Annotated in this window: 12 protein-coding genes; 8 read left to right on the top strand and 4 right to left on the bottom strand. The window is 43.8% G+C overall.

From position 1 onward, the window contains the following. Positions 1-74 precede the first annotated feature (74 nt). Entirely contained in the window at positions 75-374 is a 300-nt protein-coding gene (locus ACZ2XM_RS13805) for a hypothetical protein (RefSeq protein WP_490589577.1), read from the top strand. Positions 375-592: 218 nt separating this feature from the next. Here the strand turns inward: ACZ2XM_RS13805 and ACZ2XM_RS13800 are convergent, their stop codons facing one another. Next, positions 593-2113 (bottom strand): lytic murein transglycosylase, encoded by a 1521-nt coding sequence (locus ACZ2XM_RS13800; RefSeq protein ID WP_490589578.1) that lies wholly within the window; start codon positions 2111-2113, stop codon positions 593-595. Positions 2114-2531: 418 nt separating this feature from the next. Beyond that, positions 2532-3965 (bottom strand): lytic murein transglycosylase, encoded by a 1434-nt coding sequence (locus tag ACZ2XM_RS13795; RefSeq protein ID WP_490589579.1) that lies wholly within the window; start codon positions 3963-3965, stop codon positions 2532-2534. A gap of 493 nt (positions 3966-4458) precedes the next feature. Here ACZ2XM_RS13795 and ACZ2XM_RS13790 point away from each other — a divergent pair, with 493 nt between their 5' ends. Beyond that, on the top strand, positions 4459-5955 hold the full coding sequence (locus ACZ2XM_RS13790; protein WP_490589580.1) for an AAA family ATPase: 1497 nt from the start codon (positions 4459-4461) through the stop codon (positions 5953-5955). Beyond that, positions 5942-6544: a retron system putative HNH endonuclease gene (locus ACZ2XM_RS13785; RefSeq protein WP_490589581.1), complete on the top strand. Its 603-nt coding sequence runs from the start codon at positions 5942-5944 to the stop codon at positions 6542-6544. Before ACZ2XM_RS13790 ends, ACZ2XM_RS13785 begins: the two co-directional genes overlap by 14 nt. A gap of 35 nt (positions 6545-6579) precedes the next feature. Here the strand turns inward: ACZ2XM_RS13785 and ACZ2XM_RS13780 are convergent, their stop codons facing one another. Continuing rightward, complete coding sequence (locus tag ACZ2XM_RS13780; protein WP_490589582.1) at positions 6580-7257, bottom strand: class I SAM-dependent methyltransferase; 678 nt, start codon at positions 7255-7257, stop codon at positions 6580-6582. Positions 7258-7484: 227 nt separating this feature from the next. Then, positions 7485-8006, bottom strand: a complete 522-nt coding sequence (gene msrA, locus ACZ2XM_RS13775) for a peptide-methionine (S)-S-oxide reductase MsrA (RefSeq protein WP_490589583.1) — start codon at positions 8004-8006, stop codon at positions 7485-7487. Positions 8007-8303: 297 nt separating this feature from the next. On the opposite strand from msrA, the gene cmoA reads away from it, so the two are divergent. From cmoA to ACZ2XM_RS13750, 5 genes are all read left to right on the top strand, one after another. After that, positions 8304-9095 (top strand): carboxy-S-adenosyl-L-methionine synthase CmoA, encoded by a 792-nt coding sequence (gene cmoA / locus ACZ2XM_RS13770; protein ID WP_490589584.1) that lies wholly within the window; start codon positions 8304-8306, stop codon positions 9093-9095. A 97-nt stretch (positions 9096-9192) separates the two neighbouring features. Beyond that, positions 9193-9792, top strand: coding sequence for a hypothetical protein (locus tag ACZ2XM_RS13765; RefSeq protein ID WP_490589585.1), 600 nt, complete (start codon positions 9193-9195; stop codon positions 9790-9792). A gap of 67 nt (positions 9793-9859) precedes the next feature. Next, the gene (cmoB, locus tag ACZ2XM_RS13760) at positions 9860-10894 is read left to right on the top strand and encodes a tRNA 5-methoxyuridine(34)/uridine 5-oxyacetic acid(34) synthase CmoB (protein ID WP_490589586.1); all 1035 of its coding nucleotides are present in this window, start codon (positions 9860-9862) and stop codon (positions 10892-10894) included. A 536-nt stretch (positions 10895-11430) separates the two neighbouring features. Continuing rightward, entirely contained in the window at positions 11431-12720 is a 1290-nt protein-coding gene (locus tag ACZ2XM_RS13755) for a DUF1176 domain-containing protein (protein ID WP_490589587.1), read from the top strand. An 81-nt stretch (positions 12721-12801) separates the two neighbouring features. Continuing rightward, positions 12802-13962, top strand: coding sequence for a DUF1176 domain-containing protein (locus ACZ2XM_RS13750; RefSeq protein ID WP_490589588.1), 1161 nt, complete (start codon positions 12802-12804; stop codon positions 13960-13962). Positions 13963-14154: the final 192 nt, after the last annotated feature.

The raw sequence follows: 14154 nt of genomic DNA, 5'->3' as shown, positions 1-14154 counted from the left end.
TATAAGCTATCAAAAAAACAGTTATTCTTTAAATATTGACCTAGTGTTACCGTTATTAAATTAAGGAGTTCGTCATGAGCAGCCCAAAAAGTGAAGCGTTAAAGCATGAAATAGATGAGTTGGAACAAACCATGCATGAAGCTGAGCAGTTTCATACCTTAGAAGAGCAAGTGGCGGATATGAAACGCCGTGGTATTGATCCTAGCAAAAGTTACGACAAGTGGGATGACGAGGATAAAGAAGCGGATTGGGGCGATAAGACTTGGCAAGAGAACGGCAAATGGGAATCAAAAACCGAGGCTGATCTCGATGAAAAAGCTCGTGAAAACTGGAATGGCAAAAATGGTGATGCCAACCCACCACCATTTGTTTAAAGCCCAGTCTCGTTTAAAGAACAGTCGAGTTTCAAACCTAGTCTTAAGTTAGCAACCGCTTATTTCACCGTTAGTATTGTAACGGGCCCTAAATAGGCAAAAGCCACGCAGCTATTACGTTGTGTGGCTTTTTTATGCGGTGGTTTTTTATGTATTGCCTTTTTTGATAGCGCTTTTTATACCATGATTTTTGATAGAACTGTTGTAATGTGTCTGCGTTAGCGTTTGGTATAAGGGCGTCTATTGCGGGCTTGTTTATTGCGCAGCATTAGCCAGAGGCAACCGGCAAATAATAGGCTCAAGATAGCTAAGCCCACTATGACTTGGTTACGGCTTAAGGGTCCTAACCAAGCAGAGTGTTCAGCAGCTGATTTTATAGGCGCTGTTTTCGTACCATTAAAATGCTCGTCATCCACATCCTCTTCAGCTAATACAGCTTGCAAGACGGCGGCAGAATCAGAGTCATTCGACTGATTAGTAGTAGTTGGCAAAGGTTGCATCAATGCCGGATTTTGACTGACTAAGTTATAAAACTTTTGACCGGCGCGGCCATCGGCAGGCGATATCCCCAGTTTCATTTGGTACTGTTGGATTGCTAAGCGAGTATTGTCGCCAATAATGCCATCGACCTCGCCAATATCGTAGCCTGCGTTGAGCATAGCTTGTTGAATTACCTTTGATTGCTGGCGGCTGATGCCCGGATCATCAGTAGGCCAAGCTGTGATAAAGTCAGTTTTGCTACTGTCTTTGCGGCTGATTAGGTCGGATAAATGAGCAATGGCTAAGGCATAGTTTTCTGACGCATTGTAAGAATAAAAGGCGTCAAAATTCTTCCCTACTAAGAAAGCTGGGCCGTCGCTACCAGCCGGCATTAACAGCGCAGCGCTGCTAATATCATTCGGCAAAGGCTCCCCCGTGGCCAAGGTAAAGCCTTTATCGCGCCAGTGGCTCAATGCTTTCTTGTCTTTACGGTTGCTCGTACCTGTAAAACCAGCGGGCTTTTTGACTTCATAACCCCAGGCTTCACCGCTATGGTAGCCACGCTTTGCCAAAAAGCTTGCTGTGGAGGCGAGAGCGTCAGGCACGCTATTGACTAAGTCACGGCGACCATCCCCATCAAAATCAACGGCCAACTCTAAAAAAGTACTGGGCATAAACTGGGTTTGGCCAAAAGCGCCGGCCCAAGACCCGGTCATATCATGGGGAGCAATATCGCCCTTTTGCACAATCTTTAACGCATTGGCATATTCACTGCGGAAATAAGTCTGCCGACGGTCAAAGCAAGACAAAGTGGCTAAAGAGTCAAATAGCGATTTTTTACCCAAGGTCTGACCAAAGTTAGACTCCACTCCCCAAACGCCTAGCACATGCTCGGGCTTGACCCCGTAACGGGCTTCAATCTGAGTGAGAGTATCAGCCCATTGTTGTCTCACGCGAATACCCTCATCGACGCGCTCTTTATCGACTAGCGACGCCAAATAGTCCCAGACATCCTTTTGAAATTCAGGCTGATAGTTTAGAGAGGAGATCACAGAAGGGTCGGGTGCAGTAGGGCGATAAGTGGTAAAAGTACCGGTGACATTGCTAAATTGGCTGGTATTTTTGAGACTGTCTAAACACTGCTGAAATTTGGCAGTAGACAATATAGGGTCAGCAGGTTTTGCCGCCATAGCCATCGTCGCAGTTAAAGAGAAACTGAGGGCAGCTGCTAGGCTAGCGCTGACTTGAATAGGTCTCATGGCTTCACGATCCTCAAAATGGCCTTAGAGCCACAGCAATATATGAGCTTAGATATAGATTAATAGGCAATAGTTTAAAAATTCGCTATAGCTTAGAGTAACGGTTACCTTAAGTAAATGAAAAATATTAGTAAGTTAGCATTACGGAACTATTACGCACCTTATATTTTACTCGATAATAACCCATTTTTTGAAATAGTGGTGCGATAGCGGTCTGGCCTTATTATCAAAGCGCTTAATATTATTGAGAGGGTAGTGCTGCCCATTAAAGTGACCCACTAAATTGAGGGTTAACTAGTAAAGCTGAGCCTAAAAATTTCAGGCGAAAAAGATTAGTCGAAAAAAAGCCACACATCCTAAAGGGTGTGTGGCTTTTTGCTGAGACAAACTAGAGTAAATAAAAGAGGCTAACTAGCTGTTATTGCGCGCCATCATCTACACGCACCATACGAATCACGCCATCAGCGCCCTGCACCTTACGATAACCTTGCTTAGATTCGATTAACTGACTCATGCTGTCCGTACTACGAATCACTCGGCCAGGCTGGCTGGTCTGAGCAGGTTGGCTGCTTGGGTTTTGCCAAGTAGTGCGGCCCGGTTGGGCGGCTGCGCCATTGTTGTTGCCCGCAATTAAGTTATAGAACTTCTGACCCGCACGGCCGTCTGCTGGATAGACACCACGGCTGCTTTGATACTGCTGAATCGCTAAGCGCGTATTGTCACCAATAATGCCATCGACTGCGCCAATATCGTAACCATTGTTCAATAGGGCTTGTTGAATGTCTTTGGCTTGCTGACGGCTGATGCCTGGATCATCGGTAGGCCAAGCGGTAATAAAGTCGGTCTTGCTGCTGTCTTGACGGCTGATTAAATCAGACAGGTGGGCGATAGCTAGCGCATAGTTCTCTGAAGCATTATACGAGTAGAAAGTATCGAAGTTTTTGCCCACTAAGAAGGCTGGCCCATCGGCGCCAGCAGGCAATAATAAGCCGGCGCTATCTAGGTCGTAGGGTAGAGGGCTGCCATTCGCTAAGGTAAAGCCTTTATCGCGCCAGTAGCTCATCGATTTTTTATCTTTACGGTTGCTGCTGCCCCAAAAACCGTCTGGCTTTTTGACTTCATAGCCCCACGGCTCTCCCGAGCGGTAGCCACGTTTTGCCAAGAAGTTGGCGGTTGAAGCTAGCGCATCAGGCACACTATTGACCAAGTCACGACGGCCATCGCCATCAAAATCCACCGCCAACTCTAAAAAGGTGCTCGGCATAAACTGAGTCTGTCCGAAAGCACCTGCCCATGAGCCGGTCATATCGCTAGCAGCAATGTCACCGTTGGCGACAATTTTTAAGGCGTTGGCATATTCGCCGCGGAAGTAAGACTGACGACGGTCAAAGCAAGACAAGGTGGCTAATGATTCAAACAGGGGTTTTTTACCTAGCGTTTGACCAAAGTTAGACTCGACCCCCCAAACCCCTAGCACGTGCTCAGGCTTGACCCCATAACGGGCTTCAATCTGACGTAGGGTATCGGCCCATTGACGGCGCGCACGGATGCCGTCTTCCACACGCTCTTTATCGACTAGTGAGGACAAATAGTCCCAAACATCTTTTTGAAACTCAGGCTGATAGTTTAAAGAGGAAATCACGCTAGGATCTGGCGCACTGGGGCGATAGTTATTAAAAGTGAAGCCATCAACACTACGGAATTGGCTAGAGTTTTTTAGCCCATCAAGACACTGTTGAAATTCGGCGTTTGATAGGACGGGGTCAGCGGGCTTAGCAGCGCTGGCACTGGTGGCCGCAAAAGTTAAGCCAATAGCAGCGGCAAGGCTAGTAAAAGCATGGATAGTTTTCATAGAGAAAAGGTCCTCAAAAATAGGGGGTCTAGACATAAGCTTGCTAAAACAAGGGGTCTAAAAATTTGCTATAAGTCGCTAAAGTTTAGAGTACCCAATAACCGGATTAAATAAAAGGTATGGGCAAGTTTGGTTACCATAACATGACGCTGAATCAAGAGTGTAGATAGATAGCGGCTTATTACCCCCTGGATTGCTAATTATGCTGGCTATTCTCCACTTTTCTTAAGCTGGTATTTTGGAAGCAGCTCTTCTCCAGTTAAGGTGGGCTTTAATGAGGGTGGAAGTTGTTTTTCAGGTAAGGGTTTGGAGATTGGGAGGGGTGTTTGCAGGATAAAAATGGGATATTATTCTTATGCCTTAATATCTGTCATACTAAATTATAAAATATTGCCAGCTCGAATATTGAAGGTATATAACAAGTATTTAAGTTCTTTTATGGATTCTTAATTTATATACTCAGTAAAATGCCTTAACGATTGAAGGTTAAATCATGAAGATCAAAAAGTTACATCTACAGAACTATGGTCGCTTTGAAGACCTAACTATAGACTTCGCACCGACAGCTGAGAGACAGAGTAATGTGACTGTTATTGTGGGGAATAATGGGGCGGGTAAGTCGCAGATTTTGCAAGCGTTGGCGACTAGTTTGAGTTGGTTTAGTAGTTATCTGAAAAATGGCAAGGAAAAAGGAAGTAGTATCAATCATGAATTTATAAAAAATGATAAAAATGATGCTTCTTTAGAAACAACTGTAGACTTCGAGAATAATAATTATGTCAGTCTTTTTAATTCAAATAGCTATAGCCAATGGCAGATATCGGCTGTGCGTGATGGACGTATTAATTCATTTAAGAATAATTTTTCTGAATTAAAATCGGTGGTTAGTAAATATAGAAATCATTTAACGAATGATAATAGTTTTTCCTTGCCGTTATTAGTTTTTTATCCTGCGGAACGTTCTGTTTTAGGGTTTGCAAGTGCAGACCTTTTACCTGGTCGGTCTGAAAGATTTAAGGGATATTACGTGAGTCTGAATGGAAGTGGGATTGATTTTTCAGAATTTTTGAGCTGGTTTCGTGAATGTGAAGATATTGAAAATGAGCATAGTAGGAAAATAGAAAGGTTGGCTGTTAAGGAGATGGAAGAGTCAGATCGGATTATCCAGCTTACATTGAATTTATTAAACAATTATAAGGAAAAATCTGACGATAATTTGGAGAAATTTAATAGAAATGAATTGGCAGAGAGAGTGAAAAAACTAGCTGTATTACGTGAGAAAGGCAGGTTTGAACTTAAAAATGGGATAAAAGTAGCTGATAAAAAATTGTTAGGGGTAAAGCAGTCAATTGAAAAGTTTACTGGTTTTAACAATCTTAGAATCAGCAGGAAAGATACTCCTACTATGATTGTAGAAAAAGACGGTGAAGAGTTAGACATTAACCAATTGTCTCAAGGGGAAAAATCATTACTCGCTTTAATCGGTGATATCGCCCGTCGCTTAGCGATTCTTAATCCTGGTCTAGATAATCCTTTAGAGTCTAAAGGCGTAGTGATGATTGATGAAGTCGACTTACACCTGCATCCTAAATGGCAGCATGATTTAATCGATAAACTAGTTACTACTTTTCCTAATGTGCAATTTATCTTGACCACTCATTCACCACATGTGATTAGTGATCGCAACGATATTTTGCTGTATTCGTTAGATGATGGTGAGTTAACCCAAATGCCTAACGTTTATGGTGAAGACGTGAATACAGTGTTATCCAAAATTATGGATGTCGATATTCGGGATAGTGAAGTAGAAAAGCAGTTTACCGAAATACGTCGTGCGATAAGCAAAAGAGAGTATCAAATAGCAGAAGAGAAAATAAATGACTTATCTGAACAACTGCCTCCAGATAACTTAGAGCTTCTGAAATGCCGCCTCATGTTGGCGCAAGCTAAATTGGTCAACAGCGATAATGCTAACCATGCAACGAATTGATAAATCGGGCAAGATGCCTGAGCAAACGAGAAAAGCTTTTTTAAAATATAAAAGTAAAAAGTGGGGTGATATTCCTTACGAAACCACAGTGCCACTAAGAGAGCAGCTATTGGCTGAGCAGCACGAACTATGTTGCTATTGTTGTCAAAGTATAAAATATAAAACGACTCATCTAGAGCATCTCTATAGTCGCAAAGGCTACCCTAACAGGCGTTTTGATTATGAGAACTTACTCTTAAGTTGCGATACACCAAAACAGTGTGATAACGCTAAAGGCAATCAGGAATTACCGTTACATCCTTTAATGGATGAATGCGATGAAGAAATAAAGTTAAATCTCGCAGGAGAGTTAGTCTCGAATACTGAGCGAGCAGAACAGGCGATTGATATATTAAACTTAAACAACCGCAAAATTAACGATCAGCGGAGAGGTTTAATAGATATAGTAAGTTTCACTTTTGACCCTAATCAGGCTTATGGTCCACCTATAGGTATCCAAGACCTACAAACTTTGACGATTATAATAGAGGATATGAAGGAAAGCCCAAAGTATCATGAGCTAAAATATATCTTAAACAAACTGACTTAAGAGGATGCTAAGTCAGTTTATCTATTAGCAGCTTTTTACTTCTCCCGTAAAAGCCAAACCAAACTCCGCCCCGGCGTACCATCACGCAATACCGCCTCTAAATAAACATTCTCCAAAGACTCAAGCTCATAATGCTCACCATAATAAGTTTGCAACTGCTCAACGGTAATGGCAAACGGTGGTCCTGGACGTTGCTGTTGATCAAAGTCAAAAGTAACGAGCAGCTGGCGAGCTCCATTCGTTAGATTGATCAGCTGCTGCGCATAGCGTGAGCGCAGATAATCCGGTGAGGTATCAGGTAAAGCCACTAGCGCGGCACGGTCATAAATAGCGTCAACCTGACCTATACCGCTAGCTGTTAAATCGCTAGCCGTTAAATCGAAAATATTACCAACCCAGACATCGATTGTGCGTCCGGAATACTCGGCATGATAGAGTGTTAAATTGCGATGCTGGGTAACAGTAGGCACGACGTTAAACGAGTCAAATAGCCCTACGACGGCGCTCTCAACCAATTCTGCCCCGACCACATCAAGCCCTTGCTCAGCCAACCAAGCAATATCATAAGTCATGCCGCATAAGGGTACGAAAATACGACTGCCACTAGTAAGCTGTAAGGTGTCAAAGTACTTAACTAATTTAGGGTTGGCTACCGGCTCATGAAAGCCAATCTTTTTTTTCGCCCAACGGTTTTGCCAAAAAGTTGCATCCATTTTGTCATCTACCTATTCATTAGTACTGCGTTAATAAAAGCCTCATTTAACATAAGGATAAAACATTAAAACCAGCCATAAATACCTTACAAGCTATTCTCAAATGCCTACCTTAGCTAAAGTTTTGCTAAGCCCATAAAATTGCCGCTCTAGTTAATGACTAAAGCGGCAATTTTAATGAACATAGCCTTTGCTACCAGTAAGTCGCATAGACCACTTTGCTAGGATTAACTTATCATATACTCGTTAAACTCTTTGCGCAGTTTTGCGAGTTTTGGGGGGATAGAAAACTGGCAATAGCCTTGCTCAGGGTTTTTATTAAAGTAATCTTGATGATACTCTTCGGCGTCAAAAAATTCACCGATAGGATGTATTTCTGTCACGACATCCAAGCCCATATCACGTAACTTGTTAATAGTACGGTCAATCGTTGGTTTCTGATCTTCATCGGTATAAAAGACTACTGAGCGGTATTGGCTACCGACATCATTACCTTGGCGGTCTTTAGTGGTGGGGTTATGGGTCGCAAAAAAGATATCTAAAATGATTTCTAGCGAAATAATAGACTCGTCAAATTCGACTTTGATGACCTCGACATGGCCCGTATTGCCGCCACACACGGCCTTATAGTTGGCTGTGGTCGCATCACCACCAGTGTAACCGGAAGTGACTGATTGCACACCTTTCACCGATAAAAATACCGATTCAGTACACCAAAAACAGCCGCCACCTAATATTATCGTTTGCATGTTATTTTCCTTATTGAGTTGCCTCTGATGCGGTCTAAAAGCTGCCTGTTAAACTAGGCATTTTTAGCCACAGAGGTTATAAAATATTTATTGAAAAGTATAGAGTTATGTGAGGAGTAAAAGCTTTCGTAAAATGTATGCTATTGGTTTATGCCATTTAGCTTAGCAGTGCAGCATGGGCAAAAAAGTAACAAACAGTAATGTTATAATGGCGTTTTGCTAAGCCCTTAATTATATTCTTAGCCACACTCTTAAGTCTCTTCTTACTTCGTCTATCTCTGCAAATCGAGTCCCCCTATGAGCCAGTCTGCTGCCCCGCAAGCCCCCGTATTTGATAATGTTTTTACCACACCGCTAGACCGTGCCGCCCGTTTTTCATTCGATGAGCAAGTCGTCGCCTGCTTCCCCGATATGATTCGCCGCAGTGTGCCGGGCTATGGCCAAGTGCTAGCGATGTTACCGATATTCGCCCAGCGCCATTGTCAATTTGGTCAAAAAAATGCGGCGGGCAAAAGGGTTAGCCGTATTTATGATTTGGGATGCTCATTGGGTGGGGCCAGTATGGCATTGGTCAGTGAAGCAGGTGGCTTTGCAGCCGATGACTTACAAATTAAAGCGATAGATATCTCGCCAGCGATGACGGACAAAGCCAAAACCTTGCTGACTGAGAATTATCCTGAGCATGATATCGAAGTGATTACCGCCGATATCCGCGAGGTTGAGCTTGAGCCTTGCGATATGGTGGTGCTGAATTTGACCCTACAATTCCTACCGCCCGCAGATCGCCTTGCCGTGCTACAGAATATTTATAGCTCGCTAAATGACGGTGGTGTTTTGGTATTGACTGAAAAGACCCATGCCGGCGATGAGCAGGATGATGCTTGGTTGGTCGAGCGCTACTACGATTTTAAGCGCAGTAATGGCTATAGTGAGCTAGAAATTAGTGGCAAGCGCAATGCACTAGAGAATGTGCTGATGACCGACACCTTGCCACAGCATCACGAGCGCTTAGATGCTGTGGGCTTTGCCCGTACGCTAACTTGGTTTCAGTTTCTTAACTTTGCTTCTATTGTGGCTTTTAAAGGATGATGTTTTAAAAGCTATGTCCGTGCTATCTTTTTTAGCAAAGAGGCAGTCAACTGGTAGTCTCTTATAATATTTTATTGCAAACTGACTAAGTAGAAGTATGAGCGAAATCCCTCAAGATCTAGAAGTGAAGCTGCATGAAACTTTGACCAAGAAAATAACTCTCAAACAGTTTGAGCAATGGCTATATTCTAATAATAACTTAGAAAGGGAAAACCCTAATTTATATCTAGAATTAATTTCTTTTGACTATAGCTTTGAGTATAACCTTAAAGACTTTTATGAAAGGTTTGACTGTTATATTGATGACTCTAAATTTGAAACAGAGCAGTTAATAGCTTACTTACAGTCCATTATTAACAAAAGTGATGATTGTGGTTATGCAATTTGGATGATCTATGAACTCTACTGTGATGAGTATGATTTTTTTAGGAAACTAGCCTTAAAATACGGTTTGTGTCTCCTAGACATCACTAACTTATCAAGCGATGCAAGTAGAGCCGTTATAGATAGGTTCTATCCTGATATCCTTGATGATGCAAAGATGGCATTAAATTGGTTTGAAAATAAGAAAATCCTACTCAAAAATGAAAAAAATGATTACGGAGGTTTTAAATATGATGACCTTCGTAACTCTCTTGAAAGAAGGCAAGGGGATTTATTAGAAGCCCCTCTGACACAATATCAGTCGGAAGAATAGCTCCAAATTTTGGGTTAAAAAATATCTTACTCAGTTAACTACTCACCTAATAAGTAAACGAATTTACATGACTAACCAAACTATTTTTAATGCCGAGCGTGCCCTATATTTAGCCTTACTCGAGCGCTTACCGCAGCGCCCTCTAATCAACGATTGGCTGGCAGCTTTGCCCGGCTGGCTAGCCGACGTAAAAGATAAAAAACGTTATGCCCATGCGCCCACTTATTTGTCTGCGGTAGAGCGTTTGCCAGAAATCGCAGCCGATAGCGTCGACCTAAATGCTAATACTTTAACGGTTCATGCCAACTTAACCGAATCGCAGAATAAGCAAATCACCGCGCTTATGCGTCAGCTAATGCCATGGCGTAAAGGCCCCTTTCAAATTGGCACAGGTGAGCACGCTGTCTTTATCGATACCGAATGGCACAGCGATTGGAAGTGGCAACGTATTGCTCCGCATCTTGGTACGCTTGAGGGTCGTCACGTCCTGGATGTGGGCGGGGGTTCGGGCTATCACGGCTGGCGTATGGCGGGAGCGGGTGCTGAACAAGTGATTATCGTGGACCCTTCGTGCTTGTTTTACCATCAGTTTATGGCAATCCGCCATTTCGTTGGCGCAGCAGATGCTAACCGTACGCATTATATTCCCGTAGGTTTAGAGGCGCTGCCGTATAGCAACGAGCTGAACAGTCAGTTGTTTGACACGGTATTCTGTATGGGCGTGCTGTATCACCGACCGTCGCCGTTTGAGCATTTACAGCAACTCAAAACGCAGCTGATTAAAGGCGGGCAATTGGTGCTCGAGACCTTAGTGGTGGAGGGCGACGCCAATACGGTGTTGGTGCCACACAATCGCTATGCACAGATGAATAATGTGTATTTCTTACCGTCAGTTGCGGCATTGACCGGCTGGCTAGAAAAGGTTGGCTTTACGGACGTACGCTGTGTCGATATCGATATCACTAGCATAGAGGAGCAACGCGCTACCGAGTGGATGACGTATCAATCGCTCACAGACTTTTTAGATCCTAACGACCCAAGTAAAACGGTGGAAGGCTATCCCGCCCCAATGCGCGCTACTTTAATAGCTACTAAAGCATAGTTTTTCCAAGTTAAAAGATTAGGCGCCTGCTGCAATGAACTACGGTTTATTTAAGCAAGGCGCCTTTTCTGTTTTTGGGCTTAACTCACCATCATTTATTTTAGGGTAGGGGGACATCTATAGGTAAGTTTAAATAAATTCGAGTCATAATAGGCTGTGCAACTGGTAAAAATTTTTATGGCTGGTTGTATGCCAAGGGCTTTCAAAGGCTGCAAAAAATTTCTCCCAGTCGCACTGTATCGGTTTTAAATCGAATCAACTATATTAGATGGCTTGGTGAATTGTGAAGCCCTTGATATTAAATAAATAGCATTAACTAAATATCGTTAACTAATAAGCAGTTGCTAAGTTATCAGGCAGTGCTATAGTTGATTTACCCTCAGCTAATACTAGCCCTAAAATTGCTAAATTCTAGCTACTTAAAACCTCTCTTATAACTATGCTGTCCTCGATAGTAGGCGCAAATATAACCTTCTATAAAAACTATCTATAATAAAATCCTATAAGAATTTTCTATAAAAACAAGGACTGTTCTCATGCCTTCTACCTATCGTAAACCTAACCTCTCATTGCGTGAACCGTCTATTGCTAATAAATGGTTGGCACTGACCGCATTGCCTGCACAACTATTAACCACAATACCTACATTAATGGTTATGGCTACAGTGTCGTTGCCCAGCTATGCCAGTGAAGCCTATGGTGAGCCTTTCACAGGGTCAGGCTTTCAAAAAGATGACTGGCAGTTGGTTTGCGATAACACCCTAACTTGCCGAGCAGCAGGGTATGGTGATGAGTATCTTAGCTCTAAAGAAGGCAATACCCACAATGCTAGCTTACTAGTCACGCTAGCGGCGGGCAGCAAAACGCCAGAGGTACAGCTGCAATTGAGCCAGTGGGGAGACGAGGAGCAGGAGGCGCTAGTAGATAAACAACTGGCTAAGACGGGCTATCGGGTAGAGCTGTGGCTAAATGACAAGTCCTATGGTCAACTCAAGTTATCTAAAGAGCGGCTCGGGAAACTCACTGCGGCACAAGCACAAGCCTTAATTGGTCATGCTCAAAAAGATACCCGTATACGTTTTCAGTCTGGGGACCACAGTTGGCTGGTATCTGATAAAGGCATGGCCGCGATATTGTTAAAATTAGATGAGGCGCAAGGACGCGTCGGTACACCTATGGCTTTGGTGGCTAAAAAATCTGCCACTAGACAAACGCCTAAAGCGGCTAAACCTGTACCGAAAATTTATGCGGTGAGCCCTTATTCAAAGACTTCTTATCCGACTTATGAGTTGGCAGAGAATGGTCAGAGCCAGCCGCCTAAAAATCAAAAGTACCCCCCGAATAGCACGGTCCAACAAAGAAAATACTGGCAAGCCAATCTTAATAATTGGATTGGAACAACGCTAAGCGAAGAAGAACAGGACAGCTGTTATTTGCTCAATTCTGATGATGACTATGCGCAGAACTATGCCGGTTGGAGCTTAACCCCATTGGATGCTAAGCACACGATGGTCAGTCATAATTGTTGGTCGGGCGCTTATAACTTCGGTGCGGGGGTCTGGGTCATCAATCATGACCGCCCTGAAAAGCCGCAATTGATTACTACCGATTCATCAGATTATGGGGATGGAGAAATCTACGCCTCACATAAAGGTCGTGGGTTAGGAGACTGTTGGGGCACGCAGCATTGGGTCTGGACCGGCAAGACTTTCACTAAGACCAGCGATCTGAGCACGGGGATGTGCCGCGGTATTCAACCCGGCGGCGCATGGGATTTACCGACCTATGTCAGCGAAGTTATTGCGCCGAAAGCTAAGACTAAATAAGACTAAATAGGGTGGTTTATTAACGGGTGGTAAGTGCCAAGGTAACTTATCGCCATTAGCCTGTATTATTGTGAGACGACTATGATTAATTATTCGTTAAAGCCCCAGTTTTTTGCTACTGCCTACCACACCCTTAGGGTCAGAAAAATTAAGCAAGCTGCGGCCATAATAGGGCTAACAGGTTTAGGCTTGCTGACCGCGATGGCGGCACAAGCAGAGGATGGTTATCGCCAAGATGCTTTTCAGGGCGAAGGTTTCGCCAAGGAGGATTGGCAAGTGGTGTGTGACAATACCTTAACTTGCCGAGTCGCAGGCTATGGTATGGATCGACCGGCCACCATCTTACTCACTGTTCTACCCCAAAAGCCTGTCACGAGTGCTCAAGTGCAGTTAGAAAATATCGATAGGAACGCTGCGGTAGATGCCGCCCTGCGTAAAGCTAACTATCAAGTTGAGCTGCGGTTAAATAATAAACCCTACGGTAAGATTAAGCTCGATGCAGCGACGCTAATCGGCACATTAAACACCTCACAAATCCAGCAACTGCTTGCGAATGCTAGGCAGAGTACTGAAATTACCTTAAGCGCTGGGTCGCAACAATGGGAGGTTAGAGATGGGGGTATGGCCGCTGTATTACTTAAGCTGGATGAGGTACAGGGCCGCGTGGGCACGCCATTAGCTTTAATTAGTAAAAATGCTTCTCAGAAATTGACGCCTAAGGCGGCCAAACCGAAACCTATTATCCGAGCAGCGCCCGCATATAATGAGGCAGAGGCGCAAAATATAGACGCGGGCAAGCTACAATATTGGCATAAAAATATCTCGCAATGGGTACAGCGTAATGACGCTGATTTGTCCGAGTGTGAAGGGTTGAATGCTGCTGATGCGGGGCAAGATGGACAGGGCTGGCAGTTTGACGCGTTAGATAGCAACCATACTTTGGCCAGCTATCAGTGTTGGCTAGCGGCTTATAACTATGGTAATGCCTATTGGGTCATCGATCATGCTAGGCCGAGTAAACCTGCTCTGGTGACGTTATCTGCCACCGATTATAGCGAAGGGGTGATTAGTAACAATCAAAAAGGACGCGGAGTAGGCGATTGCTGGAGTAGCGAAAGCTGGGTGTGGGATGGTAAGGCATTCGCTAAATCGTCAGAGCTGACCACAGGGCTATGCCGTGGTATCACTGGTGGCGGCGCTTGGGAGCTGCCCACCTATGTCAGTGAAGTGATTAAAAAGTAATGTTTGTGAGGGGATTAAAAATACCAGCTGCATCAAGATTGCTGCTGGCAACCAACTGCTAAATTTTCGTTAGTGACCCCTAATTACAAATGCCCCCAAGCTATAGGCCGGTTAAAGCGATAAACTCCGCCAACTATAGACTGCTAAAACCATCAGGCACACTAAATAGCAACGAATACTGAGCAGGCAGGT

The sequence above is a fragment of the Psychrobacter sp. CoH-33_TS_01 genome (assembly GCF_058189395.1).
This window is presented reverse-complemented; position numbering and strand designations above follow the sequence as displayed.